This is a genomic window from Spirosoma sp. 48-14 (assembly GCF_001898575.1).
In the GTDB taxonomy this organism is placed as follows: Bacteria; Bacteroidota; Bacteroidia; order Cytophagales; family Spirosomataceae; genus Spirosoma.
This window is the reverse complement of sequence record NZ_MKUD01000031.1, coordinates 37023-60836: the sequence shown is the minus strand read 5'-3', so window position 1 is coordinate 60836 and position 23814 is coordinate 37023. Positions and strand designations below refer to the sequence as shown.

15 protein-coding genes are annotated in these 23814 nt (G+C 49.6%); 1 reads left to right on the top strand and 14 read right to left on the bottom strand.

The window, feature by feature from the left end; all coding sequences use genetic code 11:
* Nucleotides 1-131 precede the first annotated feature (131 nt).
* Nucleotides 132-1190 (bottom strand): hypothetical protein, encoded by a 1059-nt coding sequence (locus BGO59_RS17470; RefSeq protein ID WP_293685081.1) that lies wholly within the window; start codon nt 1188-1190, stop codon nt 132-134.
* Between the two features lie 278 nt (nt 1191-1468).
* Between BGO59_RS17470 and BGO59_RS17465 the strand changes: the two genes are divergently transcribed.
* Nucleotides 1469-2362, top strand: a complete 894-nt coding sequence (locus BGO59_RS17465) for an OmpA family protein (RefSeq protein WP_293685079.1) — start codon at nt 1469-1471, stop codon at nt 2360-2362.
* Between the two features lie 86 nt (nt 2363-2448).
* On the opposite strand, the gene BGO59_RS17460 is transcribed toward BGO59_RS17465, so the two are convergent.
* The 13 genes from BGO59_RS17460 to BGO59_RS17400 all read right to left on the bottom strand — a co-directional run bounded on the left by BGO59_RS17460 (nt 2449) and on the right by BGO59_RS17400 (nt 23656).
* Nucleotides 2449-3306 (bottom strand): DMT family transporter, encoded by an 858-nt coding sequence (locus tag BGO59_RS17460; protein WP_293685077.1) that lies wholly within the window; start codon nt 3304-3306, stop codon nt 2449-2451.
* Complete coding sequence (locus tag BGO59_RS17455) at nt 3303-5210, bottom strand: hypothetical protein (protein ID WP_293685075.1); 1908 nt, start codon at nt 5208-5210, stop codon at nt 3303-3305. The genes BGO59_RS17460 and BGO59_RS17455 overlap by 4 nt, the downstream gene beginning before the upstream one ends.
* A 5-nt stretch (nt 5211-5215) precedes the next feature.
* Complete coding sequence (locus BGO59_RS17450; RefSeq protein ID WP_293685073.1) at nt 5216-8044, bottom strand: DEAD/DEAH box helicase; 2829 nt, start codon at nt 8042-8044, stop codon at nt 5216-5218.
* 79 nt (nt 8045-8123) lie between these two features.
* Entirely contained in the window at nt 8124-8876 is a 753-nt protein-coding gene (locus BGO59_RS17445) for a hypothetical protein (protein ID WP_293685071.1), read from the bottom strand.
* A 12-nt stretch (nt 8877-8888) separates the two neighbouring features.
* Nucleotides 8889-10163, bottom strand: coding sequence for an AAA family ATPase (locus BGO59_RS17440; protein ID WP_293685069.1), 1275 nt, complete (start codon nt 10161-10163; stop codon nt 8889-8891).
* Nucleotides 10164-10200: 37 nt separating this feature from the next.
* A complete protein-coding gene (gene nadE / locus BGO59_RS17435; RefSeq protein ID WP_293685068.1) occupies nt 10201-12285 on the bottom strand; it encodes an NAD(+) synthase in 2085 nt (694 codons plus the stop codon).
* A gap of 199 nt (nt 12286-12484) precedes the next feature.
* Nucleotides 12485-13771: a DUF5690 family protein gene (locus BGO59_RS17430; protein WP_293685066.1), complete on the bottom strand. Its 1287-nt coding sequence runs from the start codon at nt 13769-13771 to the stop codon at nt 12485-12487.
* A 51-nt stretch (nt 13772-13822) separates the two neighbouring features.
* Nucleotides 13823-13960 (bottom strand): hypothetical protein, encoded by a 138-nt coding sequence (locus BGO59_RS17425; protein WP_293685064.1) that lies wholly within the window; start codon nt 13958-13960, stop codon nt 13823-13825.
* Nucleotides 13961-14231: 271 nt separating this feature from the next.
* Nucleotides 14232-17027: a phosphoesterase gene (locus BGO59_RS17420; protein WP_293685062.1), complete on the bottom strand. Its 2796-nt coding sequence runs from the start codon at nt 17025-17027 to the stop codon at nt 14232-14234.
* A 2-nt stretch (nt 17028-17029) separates the two neighbouring features.
* Nucleotides 17030-17578, bottom strand: a complete 549-nt coding sequence (locus BGO59_RS17415) for an HD domain-containing protein (protein WP_293685060.1) — start codon at nt 17576-17578, stop codon at nt 17030-17032.
* A 3-nt stretch (nt 17579-17581) separates the two neighbouring features.
* Nucleotides 17582-18502 (bottom strand): metallophosphoesterase, encoded by a 921-nt coding sequence (locus BGO59_RS17410; RefSeq protein ID WP_293685058.1) that lies wholly within the window; start codon nt 18500-18502, stop codon nt 17582-17584.
* A gap of 219 nt (nt 18503-18721) precedes the next feature.
* A complete protein-coding gene (locus BGO59_RS17405; protein WP_293685056.1) occupies nt 18722-20293 on the bottom strand; it encodes a SusD/RagB family nutrient-binding outer membrane lipoprotein in 1572 nt (523 codons plus the stop codon).
* 57 nt (nt 20294-20350) lie between these two features.
* On the bottom strand, nt 20351-23656 hold the full coding sequence (locus BGO59_RS17400) for a SusC/RagA family TonB-linked outer membrane protein (protein ID WP_293685054.1): 3306 nt from the start codon (nt 23654-23656) through the stop codon (nt 20351-20353).
* Between the last annotated feature and the right edge of the window lie 158 nt (nt 23657-23814).

Sequence of the window (23814 nt, the reverse complement as noted above, 5' to 3'; positions counted from 1 at the left end):
TTTCGGATCAGTGCCCTTGAAAGCCCTTATTTACAACAAAACCCCAGCCAGCAAACTGTCGACCGGGGTTTCAATTTATGGATTGCCATGACTAAGCAATCCTGTCTATACCTGACTATTTCTATTCTTTTTTAGGCGGCCATGCGCAGAAATGAATCGTGCTCCGAAGCCGGGGCACTTAGCATGGGCGCAATGATGGTGTTCATTCGTTCGCGTACGAAACTCTCCTGCAAATAGGAAGGTAACTTAGCCACTAATTGACGATAGGCCTGCATACCCAGCGCTTTCGCAATGTACGCTTCATGGACGGAGTTCACATGGGCAACAATATTGACCAGACTCTGATGAAACAGCTTCACATCAATTTCCGAATCGACAAACCGTTCGATTTCCCGATTGGTCGACGAAATACGTAGACGGCTCAGCATGTCGAAATAGGTGGTGTAACCAATCTGCTTGGCTAGTTGCTTGTATTGCTCCACACTAAATTTCTGTAAAATCTCCCCCGTTTTGGGGCTTCGTAGCGCTGTTTTCGGGTTATTCTGAATCGCGTTGCGCAAGGCTTTCACCCGTTGATCCCGCGTGGTTTTCAGAAACTGTGCCAGTTCGGCCTGAACAGACCCTTCGCGCGAAGGCAGCAGCAGGTCCGATTTAGCCGCTACACTAAACCGTTTGGCCATTGGTAGCCGTTGAATACGGTAGTTATTGATTGGCCCAAGGGCGTAATAACCAATCGAAGCGGGGTAATAGCCACGTACGACCATGTTTCCAATCCGCTTCCGAATTAACTCTTCATTGCTCACATTGATGCCCTGAACGGCCAGAAACGCCCGTGCGCTAAACAACGCACTGTAATAGGCCTGAGGAAATGTCCAGTGCAGGGAGCTTTGCAGATACTGTTCGTCGTTAACAACTGGCGTAATCCGCAAGGCGTATTCGGCACTCCAGCTATTGAGTAATAGTTTTTCCAAAGCTTTCCGGCTCTCGTCCGTCACGCGCCCATAAAACTGCTGAAAAATGGGAAATTTAGCGAGGTCGAAGAGGTCGTTCTGGTGATGAATATGATAATCCATCGAGAAAAAATGGTTCAGAAACACTTGCGCTGGAATAGATTTCCGCCAGCTATCGTCGAGCGGCAAATTGCCCGTTGAAGCGGGTGTAAGGGATGCCTGAGCGTTCGGGGAATGCATCGTTGCGTTGGTTTTCTGTGTCATACAATAGTAACGAAAAAAGACTTTTTCCCGTTCATTTTCGTATCATTATTTTCAATAATTAAACCATTGATAATCAGTTATTTAAATAGCAATTTTTCACCCCAAAAACTACTCTTAAAACAGACCAACAGAACATAGCCGATAGCCCATTTCTTAGGCATTTAACGTACTTTTGAGGGACGTTTCAACGTTGCCTTTAAACCATGATGTGTTTTCAATATATAGTAATTGCCGGGTGTATCTTCAGTAGCAGCATGGCATCTGTCGTATGGGCCCAAACCACACCTACCCATCAGGTAGCTCCCACGAATGGTTCTGCTGTTGTTCAGGGATTTGTTCTGGATGGTCAGACCAAAGTACCTATTGCTGGAGCTACGGTCATCGCCAAAAATCAGGCTGGAGCCATTCGGGACCAACAGACCACCAATACTCAGGGTGCCTATCAACTCAAGCTTGATCCAAAGCAATCGTACATTTTTACGGCAAAAGCAGAAGGCTATAGTACGCTTGACGAACAGCTTTATTTCTCTTCGCCAACAGCCACTAGCATGGATCGATCCAGGAACCCAACGTTACTTTATCGCGCAAGCTCAAATCCTGTCAGACCCAACAACCCTCCCCCTGTTCATACAACCACCTCAACGGTTACGGTACCTCCTGTAAAAACTCCAGCGACCACGCCCCCCATTTCGGAGCAACCAGCAGCCAGCAACAGTACAACCGCTGATCGTTCGCGTATAACTCCTCCCAAAACGCTGGATGCCAAAGTAGTTTATACCCCTCCTCCACTGGTTGCTGCCGCTGGAACAACGACTCAGCTTAAAGCCCTTCAATTTGTCCAGAGCAAAGCCGAACTCCTGCCCGAAGCCCAGCCAACTTTAGATCAGCTTCTGGGGTTCATGCAGGAACATCCTACCGCCGAAATCGAACTGGCGGGCCATACCGACAATCAGGGCGATTTCGATGAGAACCTCCGCCTTTCCAAGCAGCGTGTCGATGTAGTGAAGGACTATCTGGTGAAGAACGGCGTTGCAGCCAATCGGATTACCACCCGTGGCTTTGGACCAACGCGTCCCATTGCCAGCAACAATTCAGAAGCGACACGGAAGCTTAACCGCCGGGTCGAAATGACAGTATTAAAACCGTAGAGACGCGATACCTCGCGTCTCCTACGCGTCAGCAATAATCCAGATTAACTGAAAACCACCTGGTCAGGAGACGCAAGGATGCGTCTCTACGCTTTTCGGCCTAGCCACAACCCGACTATTACGAGCGCCGTACCTGCCAGTGTGTACCCTGTGATGGGTTCGTCCATAAGTAGATACGAGTAAGCGAAACCGAAAATCGGGCAAAGAAAAAGCCAGAGTGAGGCCCGGATTGGATCTTGCCGAACCAGATAAAACCACAATTGCAAAGCCGCTACAGATACGGGCAGAATGAGCCAAAATAGCGATACCCAAAATCGCATGTCGTAATGAGACGACGAGAAATCGGCAAACAGCAGTGTAAAAGGGACCAATTGTAACCCACCCAGAAATACCTGCCATCCATTGATAACCAGGTTCGGTAGCCGCCATTCGAAACGGGCATAATAGACCGTTGCCGCCGACACCGAAATCATGCCCACCAGCAAAATCAATAACCCTTCTACCGTGGCATAGCTGTTTTGCAGAAGCGGATAGGTAGCAACCCCTACCCCAACCAGGCCCAGCAATAACCCGCCGATTTCGTTCCAGCCCGGTTTCCGACGCAACCATAGAGCCGATAGTAGGGCAATAAACAATGGATTCGTAGCGGTAGACAGGCTTCCAATCCCGGCTGATACCTGTTTTATGGCCAATACAAAAGCACCCAGGTAAATTGTGGTATTCAGGAGGGAGAAGATTAGTAACCGTCCCCATTCGGTACGCGTAGGCCAGGCGTTTGGCATACGTTGCACACTATACGCAAACAGGAGCATTCCACTACCCGCAATTAAAAACCGAATATTCGCCAGAATCAGTGGATGCGCCGACTGTACCCCAAACTTGGTCGCTACCGAAGCCGACGCCCACAAAGCCGCAAAGAGAAGACCGGGAAGAATTGTTTTCATATCAGGTAGCCCAATTCGCGCAGACGGCTCCGAAACCGGGGCAGGTTATCAGTAGCAATCAGAATCCGAAAGCCTTCGGCTTTTACCACAATCGATTTGAGCACCGGGTCCTGAGCCAGCAAGCGAATGAGCGGTTGATTGGTGGAAGCAATGGAGTAGGCCGTCATGTCCGTAATGGATGTCAAGGGATCGGCCTTACTCATGAGTTCATCGAAAAACGTTAGCCAATTGGCGGGCAGATTCGGGGCAACCGATTTACAGAACAGGTCAACCTTGGCTCGAAGCTGCTGTTTGGTTTTACAGTCTTTCAAAAATGTCTCGGGTGTTACGCGAAAACGGGTTGGACTTACCCGCTCGGCATAATTGGCCAGGATGGTCTCGGCTACTACATGTTCAGGATCGCAGAAAATCAGCAACGATTGCTCGTCGAAACGAAGCTCCTGAGTGGCTGTGTTCACTTTAGGAACGTAAGGCGCTTTTGTCCGCCCAAAAATAGAGGCCCCCAGGGCATTGAGCCGAACGTAGCGCAAGCCATCGTAAGCCGAGTAGTAATCGCTGGCAAATTTGCCGGTGGGCGCTTCGTAGGCAATGTCGAGCCAGCCCAGCGAGGCAAATAGAAAAAAACTGCCCAAGAGCGCAGGTCGCTCAACAAACAGATAGGCATTTCCCGAACTCACATTCCGGCGATCCATTGATCCCGCTCGCCACGACACTTCGGCTTCAGTTTCGTAGACTAGAGACGGGTATTCGCCAGCATGGCAGGGCCGTACAGACAAATCATGAATCTGTCCATACGCCAGTATATTTGTTACGGATACCCACTCGCCCACGGGCAGCCGGTTCATCCACTCCAGCAAGGCCAATTCGGCATCCTGCTTATACTGGTACAGACTCACAAACCCATGATTTTTCAGGTCGTTCAATAAAAACAAGACCGTAGCATGTTTTTCGAACGTTTTGCGGAGTTGGATCAGGGCTTCGAGCGAATCGGGGGCTAGTTGGTTCTTCTTCGGCTGATAAGGGGCTAGTATCTGTGCCAGGCAAGCAGTACGAACCAGTGGGAAGTCCGCATTGTCAGGAAAAAATTCACGTAGTCCCAGAAGCTTACGCATTTTTTTCAAGCCATTGGCCGCTACTTTCCCGGAGTTATTGATCGGAATACTGTCCTGCATCCGATACGCAATCAACTTCTGAATGTCTTCAAAAATGATTGTTTCGCCATCTTCCCACCGTAACAGACCGGCAGGAGGTTCGGATGAAGTTCGAATATGGTAGTTTTCGGGCTGTGGATAGGCCGTTTGCAGAAATTTCCGAATGTGTGGAGGCCATTCCAGAATTACATTTCCCTCCCAGCCTTCGCCCTTGTGTGGCAACAGTTTGAACTGACTGATCAATTTCACCGTACCACCACTATAATAATGGTTATCTCGCTCCTTAAGGGTCATTTTGGTACCAATCAGTGGCCCCAACACGTCGGCCGATACTCTCGGGAGCCAGGTCAGTTGCTCGGCGGCCTTCTGAATATCGGTCGGCAAGAAGTTATGAAACAGTCGATACACATCGGCATCACTAAAAACAAACGCTACACTCCAAATCAACCGGGCTTTGTTGGCCGTACTGAGGTCCATTGTTTTCAGGAGCGTATAGGGCAAATTAAGCGACAACCCATCCAGCAAATCCTGACAAGTTTCGACCACTTTACGGGCGTATTTGGCCAGCGACTGCAATCCATCTTTGTTGTAGTTCTGGTCAATATCCCGAATCAGTGCTGGCGAAATAGCAGCCCCTGTTTGCTTAATATATACTTTGGCAATTTCGCTGGCAATGTTGTTTCGGTTTCGCTCACTATTGGTATTGCTTTTGATGAGCGCATCCAGCCTGGTAATTAATTCGATTTGCTCCATACAGTTTACCCTAACAGGAAAGCAATGTCCGACTCACTAAACGACTTCAGGGCCGACGCATCGGCGCTGATTACGGCATTGAAGAGTTCGGCTTTCTTTTCCTGCAATTGCAGAATTTTCTCTTCGATGGTGCCCTGGGTTATCATCTTATACGCCATTACCTTTCGGCTTTGCCCAATTCGGTGGCTTCGGTCGATGGCCTGATTTTCGGCAGCTTTGTTCCACCAGGGGTCAAAAATAAAGACCATATCGGCAGCCGTCAGGTTCAGTCCGGTACCGCCCGTTTTCAGCGTCATCAAAAAAACTTTACAGGCGGGGTCGGTCTGGAACCGCTCAACCAGCCGTTGGCGGTCGCGGGTGGAGCCGCTCATGCTTACGTAGTCGATACCTTGTGCATCCAATTGATCGCCAATTTGTTCGAGAGCGGCCAGGTAGTTGACGAACACCAGCATTTTGTGGCCATTGGCGGCTGCGTCGATGAGTTGCTCCACCAATGTTTCGACTTTGGGCGACTCAATAGCCCCGCCCGATTTTGCTTCGGGAATGCTGGCAATCTGACGAAGCTCATTAAAGGCCTGAAAAATAAAAAACTGGCTTTGCTCCACACCCTTGTCGGCAATCTGACGTTCAATGGCTTCTTTATAGAACAAGCGTCGCTGCTCATAAAAACGCCGTTGTTCGTCCGACATATCTACGTAGAATACCTGCTCAATTTTGTCGGGCAGTTCGGTCAGCACATTTTTCTTCAACCGACGTAGTACAAACGGATAAATTTTCTTCCGAAGCTCAGCAATGGCATCGGGATCATTATGTTTCTGAATGGGAGTCAGGTAGTTATGACCAAATTGCTCAATCGACCCAAACATAGCCGGATTCAGAAACCTGAATAGCGAATAGAGTTCCGACAGGTTGTTTTCGATGGGCGTGCCACTCAAGGCCAACCGATGCTGGGCATTGAGCAACACAACCGCCCGGCTAGCCTGCGACTGGCTATTTTTGATATTCTGCGACTCGTCCAGAATCACGTAGAAGTATGGCCGTTCCCGAAATTTCTCGATGTCGTTTCGGAGCAAAGCATAGGTCGTAAAAATGAGTGAGCACTGGCAGGCCGCATCCAGATCCCGATTGTCGGCGTAGTAGGTATAAGTCGTCAGCCGGGGGTTAAACCGCTCCACTTCCTTCTGCCAGTTGAACAGCAAACTTTTGGGCATCACGATCAGCGTAGGCAAGGTTTCGCCCGGATAAAAGCGCGACAGTAATGTAATCGTTTGCAGAGTTTTACCCAAACCCATGTCGTCGGCCAGGCAACCGTTGAGGCTATATTCATGCAGATGTTCGAGCCATTGCACACCTCGTTTCTGATACGGTCGGAGTGTCGCATCGACCGATGGCAGTCGCGGTTTCTGGCTGGCCAGTTCGTTGAAGCCGGTAAAGAAAGCCCGTGATTTCTGAAAAGCTGCTCCGGCAACGGCCTCGTCCAGCAGATCTTCGGCCAGTGGTAAATCGAAAAACGACAGTTTGACGGTATCTTTTTTACTCTTCTGAAACAGCCGTTCGAGTTTGCGGATATAGGTTTCATTGACCAGCGCATGGCTCCCGTCCGACAACTGAATATAGCGTTGCTGGTTATACTGCCGAATCACATCGAGTAAACCAAGCTTTTGTTCGCCGAAACTTACCGTGGCTTCACCTTCCAGAAAGTCGATTCCATGACTCAGGCTGAGGTTCAATCGGGGTGGATGGGTACTAATGCGATACTGCTTCAGCTTTTCGGCTCCAAACAGTTGGAAGGTTTCGAGCAACCGGGGCAGTTCCTGATAAATAAACGCACCGGCTATTTCCTGTGGCAACACAAACAGGTTACCTTCTACGATATACTGCCCCTGCGATTTTCGCCGTCCTTTCTCTTTAACCGTGTGTTTCTCAATCAACTGGCTTACCTCGTCAATTAACCGGGCCAGTGGCTGGCGCTCTACAATCCGAACGGAAATGGTACGTTCGAGCGGGTTAACATCGGCATAGCGATACAGATCGAACTCATCCAGAAAACCGGCATCGGTGTTCGGTAGCTGCTGGGTCACCCGTACATAGAGCGACTGATCGGCGTCGATTTTCTCAAACACCAGACAGGGCTGGGCCATAATTGGCTCGGTTCCGGTGGTGATTAACCGATAATCGTCGTACTCAACCTGAACATTATCCAGATTCGACAACGCCAACGACAGATATTTGGTCAAATCGCCCGTTGTGAGTGATGTATCAAACAGCGGAACCCGATTAAATGCCGGGCCTACTTCATTAATTTCCACCACCCGCCCTGCCGATAGCACATACCGTTCGTTGAGCAGCAGAAAGTCTTCTTCGTACCGACCCGCCACCAATAGCCGGACACTCGCTTCCAGACTTGTTGGGGCCGACTCGTCGGTGTCGGTTGTTGGATTGGCAATTGCTATAATCTGAAGTCGTAACTCGCCCGTTTCGTCGGTAAACCGAATCGGATGCTGCCGCTCATCAATGACGACGGGGCAATTTCTGATGTAATCAATCAGGTAGTCGTACTGATGAAGGTAGAGCTGGGCCGATGGGTTCTCCCAGTCGATCACGAAGCCATTGCGTTCGCGAAGTTGCTGCATGGCCCGTACCAGATTTCGCAGGGCACCACTATAACCCTGATAATCAGGCTCAACAACAACCTCTTTCTCGTTAATCAGTTGGACATAGCTTCCATCGGTATCGAAACAGAGTTGCACTTTCAGAGCTTCGACTTTGGCAGATGGTGCGGCCTGTGTAGTAGCCGGAAACCGTCGAAACTGATCGAAAAGGGATGAAGCCATGTAACAAAATATGCCGATTGAAACGGCACAAAGATACGCCTTTCGCAGAAATGCCTGACGAAACACGATTTAAAGTCGTTCAATCGAAGAATTCAGAGGGCAAGTCCCTGACTGCTTTTATGGAACGCATTAACATAGTAAATGAAGCCTTACGGGAAAGCAAAGCTTTGAGTTTACGAGCTGCCTCAAACTCAGCGTGTCTTTCGGAGACTTCACGAGCTTGTCGCCACTCAATGATTAGTTCCAGTATTCTTATAAACCGTTTATGAATAGCATTTCTTAACTCAGCTGTTTTACGGTGAGTTTCCTCACTATCTCCATTATGAAGTTTTTGTAAAAGCTTGGCAGTATTGGTGGCTTTCTTATTAGAAGGGTCTACAGCTTCGAAATGGACTGCATCATTCTCATAATCGAAAAAGTAGAGCAGATCATTTTCAACATCATCAATTGGTTCACAGGGGTTCAAATAGCCCCCATCGGGGGTATTTCGCGGCTTCATCATATTGGCATCATGAGATGCCGGGTACAAATTCGACCAAATGTATTTTAACTCAGGTTTCTCATTTTGAGGAACAAAGTGCTCAACATCCATAGCCCATGACGTAAAAAAGGCTTCTTCAGTCAGATAGCATTTTTTGAAAAAACAGTCATCAAAAGCTTCAAATAAATCAGTGTTACGATACGACTCATGGCATTTGGGCTTTTTCAGCGTTTGCTGTTCTGGTGGCAACTGTTGATCGTTTTTATAAGCCTCAAGTTCGTCTAAGTACTTCCTAATTCCGGCATTATCCAGCGACTTCGGAGCTTGTGGGCTTCGCACTATATTAATCATGAAGCAACTGGATTAAGCGTTTTCTAAAATCATCGACTCTAACTCAACCCGAAAGCTGGGCGAAAAATAAGCTTCATTTTCTACAAAAAACTGTTGGAGTTTAGATTTTAACTCTTCCGGTTTATTCTTATTTTCTTTCAGAATTTCATCAACCTTTTTAAATAGCTCATCGGCAATTCCAGAATATTCATTGTTCATACCGAAATGTGATCGCATCAAGTCGGAATAACTACGTCCAACCGCTTCTTCACTGATACGCGTTTCTTTGGTTGTCAAATCAAAAATGGTCGCGTTTTTTATGCTGGCAATTACGGCCGGAGAATGTGTAGCCGCAATGAATTGAATATTAGGAAATAGACTTGTTAATAACGGAAGAACCTGTTCTTGTGATTGAAGATGCAAATGCGTTTCCGGCTCATCAATTAGAACTATTCCACAGGGATTATAGGCAAAACCTCCAACTTGTTTACGGATTAGATCAACACGTATAAACAAGTCCATTAGGATACTGAGTAAAGCAGAGAACCCTTCGGACAAAACATCAAATGTAAGTTGACGGCCATCGGAAAGTTGAATAAAGAACTCGAAATTTTCTCGCTGAAAAACAAGCTGAAGGCTTTCATCTTCAAAAATTTGACGGAAACGCTTAGTCAATATAGAGAAAAAGTTATCTATGTAATCTGACTCATCCTTTTGTTTTTCGATCTGATAGAATGCTTGTTCAACTTTTTTATTAACCAAATATTGTTTAAACTGCTCAATAAAATAATCTGTTGAGTTACTATCAATCAGCTTATTAGTAAAGTCATTATCTTTTGTAACAGTATTAACTACCTTTACTCTACTCTCTCGTTTTGCCTTAAAATAAGAGTAGACAATTAGTGATTTATTCTGTTCCCAAAAACCCTCTACTACTGCATTTATTGATGGTACTACTCGCTCGTACTTATTAAGCTCATTTATCAATCTTTGGCGATAATCATTATCTGTTTCATCATAAAGCTTATAGGTTTTTAGCTTATCATCTCTTTCGTGTTGTAAAGTATCAATATACAATAAAAGAGAGTTAGTATTAGCCTGAAACCATCTACCATCTATGGTTTGCCATCCAGAAATGTAGTTATGTAAATGCTCCAAAATCGTACTCTTCCCTGAGCCATTTTTGCCGGTTAGAATCAAATGGCTGAATGGCTTATAGCCGTGTAAGTCAATATTGAAATCCTTGTACGCGTAACAGTCGTTTACGTACAAGGATTTGATGTAGGGAAATTCTTCTGGTGTAATCATACCCAACGGCTTTTTACAAATTTAACGACAGGCGTTTCTAAAACCCAATCTTCCCTTTTCGGGTGTTGGGTTTCTGGTCGGCGGCCCAGTCGCGCATGTCGGCCAGTTCTTTTTCGAAACCTCCCGATAGAATGGGGAAGCGACACCACGAACGAGGGTCGAGGTTATGGTCGTCAAGATGGAAGGAAGGCGCGTACCGCTCACGTTTCCATTGGTTGCGGCTCCAGAGTTTGAAAAACCGCTCAACCCAAAGCAACAACCGATCCCGGTCGTAACTGCCTGCATAGCGCACTTCAATCATTTTCAAGACCTCTACGGGTGGCTGCTTATCCCGAATGGCACATTCTTCAATCGAGTTCAGCACATCATAGGGCATGAGATCGTCTTCGTCAGTTTGCTTCTTGTCCAGCGGGCGCAGTTCGGCCGTAGGTTGCAGGTTATTAACCACACTCAACCCTTTGACCTTGATCAACTGATCGGACGCTGACGGGTCGCTGACGGTGCCTGTTCGGTCGGCGGGTGTCCATTCGTTTTTTACGTTCAGGCCCACCGTTTCGAGCCAACGCAGCCAGCCCCGCAGAAAATGCTTGTCGATGCCCGTAATGGGCGAAATACTACCGGCCGTGTCGCCATCCATCGTAGCGTATCCCACAGCCGCTTCCGAACGGTTCGACGTACTGAGTAACAGCGCATTGTTCAGGTTCGCCAGCATCCAGATACTCGGAGCCCGCACCCGCGCCTGGATGTTTTGCAACGCCAGATCATCGCTATCCCACGAGAGCTTACGGCCTAGTTGTTCTTCGATCAGTCCCCGGTAGGCTTCAACCAGCCCATTGATGTTGATATTCATGAACGTGGCCCCTATGTCGTCGGCCAGGGTTTTGGCGGAATTGAATGTATCGTCGGAAGAATTTTCGGTGCCCTGATACATGACCGTCAGGAGCTTACCGACCATTTCTTCGGGTGTTTTACAGGTCTGAATGGCCTTGATATAACCCATCTTTTTCTTCACCCCATCCAGACCGATATTTTGAACGGCCATCCGAATCATCAGAAAGACCAGAGCCGCAATGGCCGACGAATCGGCTCCGCCACTCAGCGACAGTACGTACCCATGCGAGCGACTTTTCCGCAGGTAATCGAACAATCCAAGCGCAACGGCACGGGCAAATTCTTCTTCTTTCAGATAACCTCCCCGTTCCCAGGCTTCAAGTTCAGCTTTCTGGATGACAGGAGCAATGTCAGGCCAGTCGAAAGTCGTCGTCACGCGTAGGTTCGGATAGGCCAAAGCGAGATTGGCTCGATTCTGCGTCTGATTCAGGCGGGTAATTTCCACATCCACTACAGCCGAAACAATCAGAAAATCTTCATAGCTCAACCGTGGCCCCGACACCAGCAATTCGCCATTCGACGCCACCATAGCATCGCCGTCGTAGATCATCCGGCCCGCTTCGTTGCCCAGCATGTTGCTGTACACATAACTCACCCCAAAGGATCGTGATGCATCGACTACAAACCGTTCGCGCACCTGCGATTTCAGAAACGCAAAATGGCTGGCTGTCGGATTCAGGATAATGTCGACACCACGCTCATACAGCAGCCGCCCCGGCCGACTAGCTACCCACGCATCTTCGCAAATCTCGAAGCCAATCCGAATACCCGACAAATCGAAAACGACATCGCCAAAGGGATACATAAAATCACCGATTTTGATCTCATCCCGAACGTAAGGTGGCCAGGGCTGGAACCATCGGGTTTCGTAATGAACGCCATTATTGGCCATAAACTGCTTGGCCGTAAAGCCCAGAATCCGTTTGTTCGCTATCAGGCAGGCCACATCAAAGGTGCGATTATTGTGACGCAGCGGCAGGCCTACGGCCACGGCAATTCCACTCGTATGCTCCACAATATCGAGCAGAGAAGCTACGGACTGATCGATGGTATTCTGGGCAAAAAAAGCATCTTCACACCCATAGCCAGAAATACACAACTCGGTCAGGCACAGCAGGCTTACATTCTGCCGCTGTGCTTCCTCTATGGCGTTGATAATATTTTGTTTGTTATGTTCCCAGGCTAACGGGATTTGATTCAGGACTCCAGCGGCAATTTTCAGAAGTTTCATATTCAATGGCGAAAGAGCGAACGAGTGAAAGAGCGAACAGCTGCCAATAGCAACTACATACACAAGGCTCGTCGCTCATGAGATAATCGTCTGCAAGAATAACAAAGATGGAGGGAAAATAGATTTATAGCGGGCAAACAATAATATTTCGGCCGCTTTTGCGGAGTTACAGCTTACCGGAATACACGATTAGTTCCTTTCAGGCAACACTGGCCCTTTCCCGCAGCACGGCCTCTGCCTGAAAACGGCCTTTAAAATAGAGGTAGGAGCCAATGACCAACACGATGTAGAGAGCAGCCATAATGTAGGCTCCGTAGATAAAAAATTCACGGTAGCTGATCGTGGCATGGCCAAAGTTCTTGTAGAGCAATACGCCTACACTGCCCAGATAGCCATACCAATCGGCCAACGTGACAATAAAACCAACCGTACTGACATAACGGAACGAGGCAATTAATCGCTCAAAATACAAGCCATTGCAAGGCACATAGGCCATATACAAGCCCAACCCTGTCAGCAGAAACCAGTTACCGGGCGATAATGTGCCCGTTGCATACGCATACGTGCTCAGGCCCACCAGCGCCCCACCCACCAGCATCAGCCCGTTCAGGAGCGTAAACGCGCGAAAGTTATTGGTCACGCGCTGAAGCATCGCCATAATAATCAGCACCCCAACGGCAATTAGCGTTTCGGTTTTGGCAAAAATGCCCGGATTCTCGACACCCGCGTCTTTTAAAATTTCGGGACCAAAATTATCCCGAAAGTCCCGGAAGGCAGAGAGGAGGACATAGGAAAGGATCAATAGAATCAGGCCGGGGCGAAAATTGGCAACAAAGGCGCGACGCTCATCGGCATCCATCGGTTTGCGTAAGGTCCGCGAGGCCCGGTCTTCGTCGGTTGGGGGCGGCAATAACGTAAGCGCGTAGATAGAAATCAGCATGGGGAGCACAAACAGACTGCCCGTAACAAACGGCAGCCAGAACTCCGAAACTCCCCACGCACTTTTAATGGTCAGGGCCACTGTTTTTACGAAACCAGACGCGAAGATGAACGAAGCTGTCAGCCCAGCCACCAGCGCATCGGTCTGACGGCGTCCTTCCAGGAAACCCAACATAGTTCCATACACTAGCCCGAGTGGCAGGCCATTCAGAAACAGAAAAACGATATTCCAGGGCGCAGGCACCAGCGCAAAGCCCAACAACGCCAGCAACGCCACCCCCACAAAAAAGAGAATGTTAACCGCCCGACGGCTGGGTGACATCTCCGACACAACTTTTACGCCAATGCCTTTCGACACGGCATAGCCAAACACCTGCGCCGTGACGAGCCATATTTTATAGCTCACTCCGGCAAACATCATTCCCTCGAACGTAACCGCCGTAATCCCCCGACGAAAGGCATACATACAGGCATACGTACAAAACGCGACAGTAGCGCCATACAGAACGAACGCCGTTGGGTTACGAAGAAAAGCGGGTGATTTCACAAGGGGGAGTTTATGTTGATGAATGAGGTATCAGTCAGCCTTCGGCTGTCTCTAGTCGGCTGCGTCTAAAAATAAATATAAGGCTTTAATCTGGTCATTTTCAATAACGGCCACATCCATACCCGTTGCTACGGGCTGAACTCCCTGCGGACCAAGATTCCAGGAGATGACTTGTATTGTATGGTTCAACAGATAAATGGCCTTCTTTAGCGCTGTTAGCTTCCACTACTTTAACGCAAGATAAGCAACTTAGAGTAACTATGTTTGATACGATCATTTTGTGTGACCCCATCGGGGTCAAATGTTTATAGCTTAACCGATCTCCTATAGACATTTGACCCCGACGGGGTCATACAAAAAGGCTAATTCCAAATTGGCTTGTTGCTTGAGAATCCATTGAACGAAGCCTAAAAGTCTCGTTACAACCCGCTCATTCTCGATTGTAACACCTCATTTCCGATCAATAATCGCCGTTCTGTTGGCGGTAATGTTCGGCACGCTGATCGGCCCGGTCGTCCATTTCGGGGCCTTTCTGGATTTTGCGCCAGTCGAACGGTTTTTTGTAGGGTTTCATTGCTGCCTGTGGGTCGAAAACGCGAGCATCGGGCAGTACCGCGTCGTAAGGGTGAAAATCAGGTTTGTCGGTAAAAAAATCCTGCAGGAGCGAAGCCGTCTGGTCGTACTGGTTCACATACGGAACGCCCAAGATGTTATACATCACCTTCAGGATCGAGCCGAAATTGGCATGGGTGTGCGATACATATCCACGCTTTACATACGGCCCCGCCATCATTAATAGCGATCGGTGCGCATCTACGTGGTCAACACCGCCCTGTGGGTCATCTTCCGTAATGATGACGAGCATGTTTTTCCAGTATTTCGTGCGCGACAGAAAATGCAGTACCCGACCCACTGCCAGATCGTTATCGGCCATGTATGAGTGCAGATAGGGATAACCAAAATCAGGTCGCGGACCAGCACCGTGATCGTTCGGTATCTGCATCGTTACGAGTTGCGGCATGGTTTGCTTGCTCTTGCCTAACCACTTAGCCGTAAACTCCCGCTCGAACTGCTCCATCCGATACTGGTCAGGCACGTTGGTATTATACCCGGCATAATCGCGGGAGGTATGCGGATACACGGCTTTCGGCATGGGGAACACCACCGGCTGAGCCGCGCCAAACTGGGTAGTTGTCCACTCTTCGACTGATCCGGCATATTCATTCGCTTCCCCAAAATTGTAGAACGGGATTTTGTTGCGTTCAAGCGCTTCCCAGAGTCCACCGATTTCGTTGTAATCTTCCGGGTCAATAGCACCTGATGTTTTGGGGAAACGCCGACCCGGCGCTTTTGAATCGGCATCGAATCGCCCTTTCGAGGCCGCATTGGCCTCCACCCACTCATTCGGAATCGTGCCCATCATCCAGTGATGTCCGTGAATACTGGCATCCGAATCGCAGTAAAAATTATCCGAAAATGCAAACTGACGTGCTACTCCCAGGTGATTGGGCATCACATCGGCGGCCGTGATCCGAACGCTATCGAGGGCAGTATCGGTTGTTCGACCGCTATTGCCACGACTGGTCGACACTCGGGTTTTGATGGTTACCCCCTGCCCAAATCGGGCCAGCGTTGAATCCCCATTGCCCGTTCGTAGTTGGCCTAACACCTCGTCGTAGGTACGATTTTCTTTCGTGATGTAGACAATGTATTTGATGGGCGACTTACTGGCTGGGGTCGGCCGTATATTGGGCAAAGCGGGTAAGGGATTGCGGCCATCGTCGGTAATGGTAACGGCCTGATAGGTATTTTCCAGAACCTGCTTTGTGTAGGTGGTCAGTTGGGTTTTCTCCGGCACGGGAATGGCCTGAAATGTACCGAGTTGAATATCGCCAATGTAGGTTCCCTGTGGCGGCTTCACGAAACTGGCCCCTCCGTTTGGACCGGCCCCATATCCTCTTGCCGAGATCGCATACAGCATTTTTTCATCCGGCGACAGTGCTACCCGCGTAGGGCCCCAGCCTGTCGGGATTAGTCCGCGAACGGTGCGGGTTGGCACATCGACAACAGCGACGGCATTGAAAGCCAGCAGCGCCACGTACAGCGTTTTTTCGTCTTTGGTCAGCGCCATACCAAATGGCATCAGCCCGCGATACCGATCCAGTTTCGGGTCAATTTTCAGGGCAATGGTTCCGGCCAGTTTGGGAACTGACCGTCCACCGGGTTTATAGTCGATAATGGAAATATTGTCGTTGGTGGCATTGGAAACGTACGCGAATCGACTTCCGACCACCACCGAGTTTGGCGAAGCTCCACCAACCACTTCGGCCTCCTCGATCATTTCGCCAATCTGAACGCCGGTCTTGATTTTACGCACGACCTTGTTGGTCCGCAAACTAACCGTCCAGACACTCATGGCTTCATCGGCCAGGGGGCTTCCCAGGCCCGGTATCCGGCGGCCTTCTGCTTCTACGCCCTCCTCCGACTCTTTGGTATGAGCCGCATACGGCGGAAACTTTAGAGCCGTTGTTTCCTGATTCTCTTTCGTTACGCCAGGTACTTTGGGATAGGCATATAGCCCTACGTTCGCTACGAACGCCAGCTGCCGATCCGGGCTAATGGCCAGGCCGAAGGGTTGCCGTCCGGTCGGAATCGAAGCGGTGATTCGTTTAGTTGCCAGATCAATCCGCACCAACCGGAAATTGGCGCGATCAAGCGCAAGCAATTCATTGCCATTCAGGAGCAGGTCCGATGTAAAACTATCGGTATAGCCATTGCCATCCAGATTAATGCTGTCGATAGTTCGGAGTTGATCGGTGTCGAAGATCAAAACCCGGCCTTTATCGCCGTTGCTCAGGTAAGCCGTTTTGCTGTCGGCAGCAAAGGCAACGCCAAGAAATGAGCCTGCTTTTAACGCTTCAGGAATTTTACCGGCATAATCGGGAACGCGGAGAGCCGTAACCGACTCAGGCTGTGAGGTCCCGGCTCGTGATAACTGCAGAACGGTCAACACTCCGTCGTGCAGCGAAACCGCACGCTGCCCATTGGGCGATATAGCCAGCCCAAACGGATCGTTTGTGATGCGAATGGTTTGGCCTGCGGGCGTCACATAGCGTCCGCTTGGCAGGACAGATCGGCCAGCCGTATCAATTTTGCAGAACTCCGCTCGCCCTGGCACCTGCAAGGTCGTATAGGTACGCTGGGCGAACGCAGGCAGCGAAGCAAAAAACAGGATAGAAAGGAGACTTGCTCTCATAGTTAATTGGCAGAATTCTCTACACGTTGGGCCATTGCCAGATAATAGGCCATATCCGGCGTAGGCAAACCGGGTATTTTCGCCTGTTCGTCCCAGCCACGTACCTGTAGAATTTCCCGAAAATAGGGATTGGTTTCAAAGGCCAGCGCTTCGCCTACGTTCATAGGACCGCCCTGAAACTCCAGCGTTTTCAGACTGGCTTCCGACAGCCGATCAAAGTAAGCCGCATTTTTATAGACCAGATACCGCTTAGCATTCACGTGGTGCTCAATTAGTTGTGCCACTTTCTCCGAAAAACCAAGTTCCCGCAGGTAGTCGGCACCGAGCCGTTCGTGATCGACCGTACCATATCCATCCATGTAGCCATTGGCTAAGTCGGGTGGGAGCAGATGGCCAATATCGTGCAGAAAAGCAGCTACAATGGTTTCTTCATCGGCCCCTGCCTTTTCGGCCAGATAGGCACATTGCAATGCGTGTTCGATCTGGGTTACAGGCTCTCCGTAATAAGCGTCCTGCCCGCCCTGGGCAAAAAGATCAGCGATGACTTGCATAGATTATGTGTACTGAAGGTAAGTTCGTTCAATGCTTCCGTCGTCGAACAGGTCAAAAAGGGCGTACCCCGCTTTCGTTTGCTGATAGGTATCGCTTTTCCACCAGTTTCCCGACACAGCCCCATTGCAGAAGTACGACACACCGTTGTAATCGACCCGGTCGAGCAGGTGCATGTGCCCACTCAAGGCCGCTTTGATGTTTGGGTACTGATAAAATAGTTTCAGCAAATCGGGCGTATTGCTCAACACAAGCCCTCCCGAAATAGCCCAGTTGCCATTCTTTACGTTCGCTTCACTGAAAAAGGCCGTAGGGCTGAAAATAGGAATGTGCGACAGAATCAGCACGGGCGTTTTCGGATTCGTTTTTGCCAGATCGTTCTTCAGCCATTCCAGCTGCTGTGGGTCAATAAAACCTGTATACCATTTGTTTTCAGGCGTCAGCTGAACACTGTCGAGGATGATAAAATGCCAGCCGTTCCGATCAAAGCTACGGTATCGGTCGCCAATACGCATCAGATCGACGGCCCATTTTTTACCATACATCGGGTCATTTTTAGCCTCGTCATATCCCCATACGTCGTGGTTGCCGATGCAGTATTCGATGGGCAGCGAGTTCTCCGCTTTGACGACCGTATGCCAGGCATCCCACTGTTTCTGCACCTCAGCCCGACCCAGCTTCAGCGCATCCATGATTACGTCGCCCCCGTGCAAAACGAACGCGGGCTTATCGGCCTGATTTTGTACATGATGAAAACAGCTCGCCACCCCTTTCATGGGCGTCGTTTCGGGTGTAATGTGCGTATCGCCCACGTAGGCGAATCGAACACTACGCTTGCGGGCCAGATTCTGTGACGACGATTCAGGTGTTAAATCAGGTACAAACGGTAGTAAGCTGGCCGATTTGAGAAGGGTTCGACGGTTCATAGGGTAAAAGCGGATGGACGAAAATAGATCAGTTGGGGCGTCTTCAAGCAGGAATGCGTTAAAAATAAAGGAATCCCCTTAAACGCCCAATAACCGTTCCCGGTAAAAGCCAGGAACGGTTTTAATAATTGGTCCAAACAGACGATTGATGGTTGGCTATTGAATGTTCAATCGTTGGGAATGCCCAGACAATCAGTTATCCAGGCATTCCCAATGAGTTTATTTCAAACTCCACATAGCGGCATTGATGTCGTCGTTACCGCCGTACTGGCTCTGAACAGCCGATGTGTTATTGGCGGCATTATACGACCGTTCTGTAGCTGGATACTGCCAGCGGAGCGGAATTCGCTGACTGTTGCCCGTTCCGGGACCAACCAAAAAGGTTGGTACGCCCGTCCGACGCTGATTATAAAACGCTTCCAGACCCGACTGCTGAGCAAAGGCCAGGTATTTCTGCGTCAGAATCTGCTTCAATCCATCAGCCGAATTGCCCGCATACTTCACCGCCGACTGCGCGTAGTAATCGGCAAAGCTTACACTGACCGTATAGGTATTGAATACTTTATACCCACCATCGGCCGAGAAATACACCGTATTGGCTCCATCTTTCAGCCCATAAAATCCCCACGATGCCAGAATGCCGTTTTTGTAGTAGTCTTCGGCATTGCCAGCCGCCCAGCCCCGATTGATCCCTTCGGCCAGGGAAAACTGTAGTTCAGGATAACCAACAAGGATATAAGGTTCAGCCGTATAGGTGCTATAGTAGTGCTTTCGGTTCTGGAACGAATAAAGCCCCTGATTGGCGTTCGATGACATGATCGCCAGATCTTCGCCCGACGATGCGCCGACAAACGCAGCAAAGTCGGTAGGTTTAAGACCCGCTGCAATTTTGGCCGTAGCCGGTTCAGCGACCACAAACGTGCGTGGATCTTTCAACGAGGTCAGGGTACCCAGATAGGTAGCGGCCATATTTTCGCGCGTGGCATTCTGACCAAAGTTATCGGGGTTCCGATTATACTTGTTGTACTGGTTGTTGTAAATGTATTGCAGGTTATCGTCCATCGATGCCATCAACGGATACTTGGTGGGGTTATTCACCACATCGGCAAATCGCGCTTTAACGTTCAGATCCGTATCTGATTCTTTTTTCGACAGGCTAACCAGCACCCGCAACTTATAACTATTTACCACTTTTTGCCACTTGGCCAGGCTGTTGTTCAGGTAAATGTCGCCCGACAGATTATTGTCGTTTTTGGCAATCAACGAAGTCAGATCGCTATTGGCATCGTCGAGCCATTTCAGAATCTGCACATACACGTCCTTCTGCGAATCATACTTCGGCGTTTGATTGTCGAGTCCCTGTAGTGCCTGTGTCATAGGAATATCGCCCAGGCGCTTGGTCATCTGCTCGAAAAAATAAGCCCGGAAAAATTTACCAAGAGCCGAATAGGCATTCACATCGGGAAGGCCCGCTTTTTTAGCCTCCTGCTCCATTTTTACCACATTTTTCAGCGTCGTATAATACAGCCCGGTCGATGTCCAGGAGTATTCGTTGGTGGCGTAGTAGTTGTAGTTACTGGCGTAGAACTGGTTATAGCGCTGGGAGTCGTTCCAGGCACCACCACCCGCAATGCTGTACATATCGTTCAGTACGCCATTGAATACCAGCGATGCGGGTGCGCTCGTGGGCCGGTTAGGGTCCTGTTCGAGTTGATCGAACGGTTTCTCGCAACTGGTCAGCATCAGGCCCAGCGCCAAAACCGAAAGGAGTATGTGTTTATGAAGTTTCATGATTGTAAAGTCGATAATCGGTTTACCCCTAAAGGGGATTTAGGGGTAAACCGAATGTTAAAACACCAGATTTAGATTGATACCATACCGCCGGGTGGTTGGGGTTTGAAGGCCCGAAACGCCACCTGTCAGATACTGGTCGAGGTCAATGTCTTTGTATTTAGCGAAATACAGCAGGTTACGACCAACCACCGACACACTGGCCTGTTTTACCCCCAGCCGACGCAGGGCGGTCTGTGGCAGCGTGTAACCAATGATTACCTCACGTAGTTTGGCATAGCTCCGATCCATCAGGAAAGACTCTGCCTGCCCATATACTCGGGCGATGTAGTCCTGTGCATACGTTTTGGTCGTGTTGGGTGCGTATTTCAATTCGCCGTAATTCAGGATATTCCCGTTTACGTCGTAGTTAATTGAGCCACTCGTCAGTACAACGCCTTCACCCACATACGATTTGACAGCCTGTACATCATTCTTGCGCGCTTCGCCATAGGCCCCCTGAATGGTTTCGATGTTACGACCGCCCTGGAAAGTTTTCTGCCGGACATAATCGCCAATGATCCCCCCTACTCGCCCATCGAACTGGAAGCTAAAGTTGATGTTTTTGTAGCTGAAGCGGTTATTAAGTCCCCATACAAACTTCGGATTCACATACCCCAGGAACTGAGCCACCGGATTCACAATCGGCCGTCCACCCGCATCGTTGATCAACTGCCCATCGGGCGTACGGATGAACGAACCTGCATAGAACCCGTCGGTCCGGTCGCCAATGTTGATAAAGCGTGAACTGCTGCTGCTCCCCACAAAATAGTTGGAAGCCAGGGTATTGATACCACCTTCGGGATACACTTCTTTCAGCCGCTCGGTATAGGTCGAGTAGTTGGCAACCACGTCCCAGTTGAAGCCTTTAGGCGAACGAATCGCCTGGCCCGTCAGCGAGATTTCTCCGCCTTTTTTCTGGGTCATGATCCCGTTTACCAGTCGGCCCGTGTATCCCGTTGATTCCGAGGAGGGTAGCGTGAAGATACGTGGCCCGTCGTTGCTGATGAAGTAAGCCGCATCCAGCGCCAAGCGGTTGTTCAGGAAGCGAATGTCCAGACCTACCTCCGTTTGCGATGTGGAGTTCGGCTTCAGGTTCGGGTTGTTGAGCGTATTGGTGTAATACGCTGCCGGTTTGTTATTGTACACCAAAGGCAGCGAATATACCGCCGAGTTCTGGTAGGTTGGCCCACCGTACGACGAGCTGTAGTCAACCCCATAGCCCAGCGGATACGAAGCGCCTGGTGTCGTACCAATCGTCGACTGGGTCAGACCGTCTTTAACATTCGCATACGACGCCCGTAGTTTCAGGAATGAGATGCCCAGGTTCGTCGGCAGATTGATATAATCCGACAGAACCGTACTCAGCGCTACCGATGGATAGAAGTATGCATTGTTGCCTTTGGGGAGGGTCGACAGTTTGTCCACGCGGCCTGTTGTGGTCAGCGTCACGTAATCGCGGAAGGTAAAGTCGGCGGAATAATAAGCAGACAATACCCGCATATCGGCCTGAAAATTATTGGCAATCAGTGCATTCGACGAGTTGGCAAAGTTGTATACGCCCGGAACGTTCAGGTAGTTGGTGCTGGCAAAATCGGAATTGTAATTGAACACCCGCGCTTCGCCACCCGCCAGAGCATTGATGGTCAGATCGGGCGTCACTTTTTTGTTGTACTGCAACAGAACCTGGTTGATGTTATCGAACAGGGCCCGACGGTCTTCACGGTAATCGCCCCGCGCTTCTTCCCGGCCGTAGGTAGTGGCCGAATAAGGGAATTTTTCGGTGCGAAGCAGGTTGTAAGTCGTCAACTGCGTTTTAGCTGTCAGTTGCAGCCCATCGGCAAGCTGATACCGCAATGACGCATAACCATATACGTTGTTGTTGTAGTGACCGCGTAACCAGTATTTGGCCAGGAACCAGGGGTTATTGTAGCGTTGATACTCGGCATAAATCTGCTGTGTACCCTCTTTACCCGGCTGCCAGATCTGCTTCATATCGTCGATATTCCAGTCGGCACCACCCCAGGCAATAATATTATAAATCAGCGAGTTCGGCCCGTAATTTACGTCGGGGAAGTTGGGCGTAAACTGCCGATTGTAGTTCAGACTGGTTTCAAAACGCAGCTTCGGCGAAAAGTTATAGCCCCCTGTAATGTTAAAGTTAGCCACATTCAGTTTGGTGTTGGGTACCAGACCACGCTGGTAGTTATACGACAGCGAAAAGCGCATATCGTATTTCTCGCCCGTTGCGGCTACCGCTACGTTATTGTTCGACAGGATACCCGTCTGGATGAACCGACGGAGGTTGTCTTTTCCGCGAGGAGTAAATGGCGTAGGCTGCCGGTCGCTGGTAAACGTAGCTCCATTTGGAAACTTGGTCGTGAATGTCTGACCAGGTACTACCGGACTATCATATTGCGGAATCAGCTGACCGTTCAGAGCTGGTCCCCAAATGTCGTAGTCGCCGTCGTTCAGGCCGTTTCCTTTGCCATCGCCGAAGGCATAAACCCCGTGATCACCAGGGCCGTACTCATCCTGTACTTTCGGAATGGCAATGAATCCCTGATCGAACATCTGGCTCGTGTTCACTTCCACCGAAAAACCACGCTTATCTTTTGTACCGCGTTTGGTCGTAATCAGGATGGCCCCGTTCTTACCCCGGAAACCATACAGGGCGGAGGCCGATGCGCCTTTCAGCACCGTGTAGGTATCGATATCGTCGGCACTGATGTTCCAGGTATCAGACGTGATCGGGATACCATCGACCACAAACAGCACATCGGAGTTACCCCGCAACGAAATGTTCGGGCGGCCCAACAGTTCCGACGAAGCACCGATGGTTAAACCGGCTACTTTTCCTGTGAGCGAGTTAATCGGGTTCGGCTCACGCGCTTTGAGCAGTTGCGCGCCATCGACCGACTGAATGGCCACCCCGGTCTGGCGAATATCTTTCTTGATACCCAGCGCCGTCACGACTATTTCACTCAGGGTAGCCGTACCTACGGCCATGGCCACATCGATTGTGGTCCGGTTACCAACGGCAAACTCCTGAGTTTGATAGCCAATGAAAGAAAACGTCAGCGTACCGTTGGCTGGTACGTTTAGTGAATAGGTTCCATCGGCGCGGGACGTAGTACCTGTGGTGGAGCCTTTAACCACAATGGATACACCCGGTAAGGGTTGATTATCGTCGGCCGAGGTCACTCGCCCTGATACGGTTTGCGCCCAAACCGACAGGATTGGCACCGCACTAACTAAAAACGTCACCAGCAGGCGTCGCAATGAGCCGGTTAGTGACGTTGAAGACAGTAAAAGAGGCTTCATACGTGTTTTGCAGGTTAGTATTGCTTAAGTACTTTTCCGCAAAAGTATGATCCGGCTATTACGCCAGTATTACCCCTATTTTACTTCATTATCAATAAGATAAGACAAGCCGAGCCGAACATTAAGGCAACTTTACCAAATCGTTATTTTTCGGTTTT

Excerpts from the sequence above, each read along its gene's own strand:
- BGO59_RS17470 (WP_293685081.1), bottom strand. The coding sequence starts at position 1,190 with ATGCATTCCCCGAACGCTCAGGCATCCCTTACACCCGCTTCAACGGGC.
- BGO59_RS17465 (WP_293685079.1), top strand. The coding sequence starts at position 1,469 with ATGGCATCTGTCGTATGGGCCCAAACCACACCTACCCATCAGGTAGCT.
- BGO59_RS17460 (WP_293685077.1), bottom strand. The coding sequence starts at position 3,306 with ATGAAAACAATTCTTCCCGGTCTTCTCTTTGCGGCTTTGTGGGCGTCG.
- BGO59_RS17455 (WP_293685075.1), bottom strand. The coding sequence starts at position 5,210 with ATGGAGCAAATCGAATTAATTACCAGGCTGGATGCGCTCATCAAAAGC.
- BGO59_RS17450 (WP_293685073.1), bottom strand. The coding sequence starts at position 8,044 with ATGGCTTCATCCCTTTTCGATCAGTTTCGACGGTTTCCGGCTACTACA.
- BGO59_RS17445 (WP_293685071.1), bottom strand. The coding sequence starts at position 8,876 with ATGATTAATATAGTGCGAAGCCCACAAGCTCCGAAGTCGCTGGATAAT.
- BGO59_RS17440 (WP_293685069.1), bottom strand. The coding sequence starts at position 10,163 with ATGATTACACCAGAAGAATTTCCCTACATCAAATCCTTGTACGTAAAC.
- nadE (WP_293685068.1), bottom strand. The coding sequence starts at position 12,285 with ATGAAACTTCTGAAAATTGCCGCTGGAGTCCTGAATCAAATCCCGTTA.
- BGO59_RS17420 (WP_293685062.1), bottom strand. The coding sequence starts at position 17,027 with ATGAGAGCAAGTCTCCTTTCTATCCTGTTTTTTGCTTCGCTGCCTGCG.
- BGO59_RS17415 (WP_293685060.1), bottom strand. The coding sequence starts at position 17,578 with ATGCAAGTCATCGCTGATCTTTTTGCCCAGGGCGGGCAGGACGCTTAT.
- BGO59_RS17410 (WP_293685058.1), bottom strand. The coding sequence starts at position 18,502 with ATGAACCGTCGAACCCTTCTCAAATCGGCCAGCTTACTACCGTTTGTA.
- BGO59_RS17405 (WP_293685056.1), bottom strand. The coding sequence starts at position 20,293 with ATGAAACTTCATAAACACATACTCCTTTCGGTTTTGGCGCTGGGCCTG.
- BGO59_RS17400 (WP_293685054.1), bottom strand. The coding sequence starts at position 23,656 with ATGAAGCCTCTTTTACTGTCTTCAACGTCACTAACCGGCTCATTGCGA.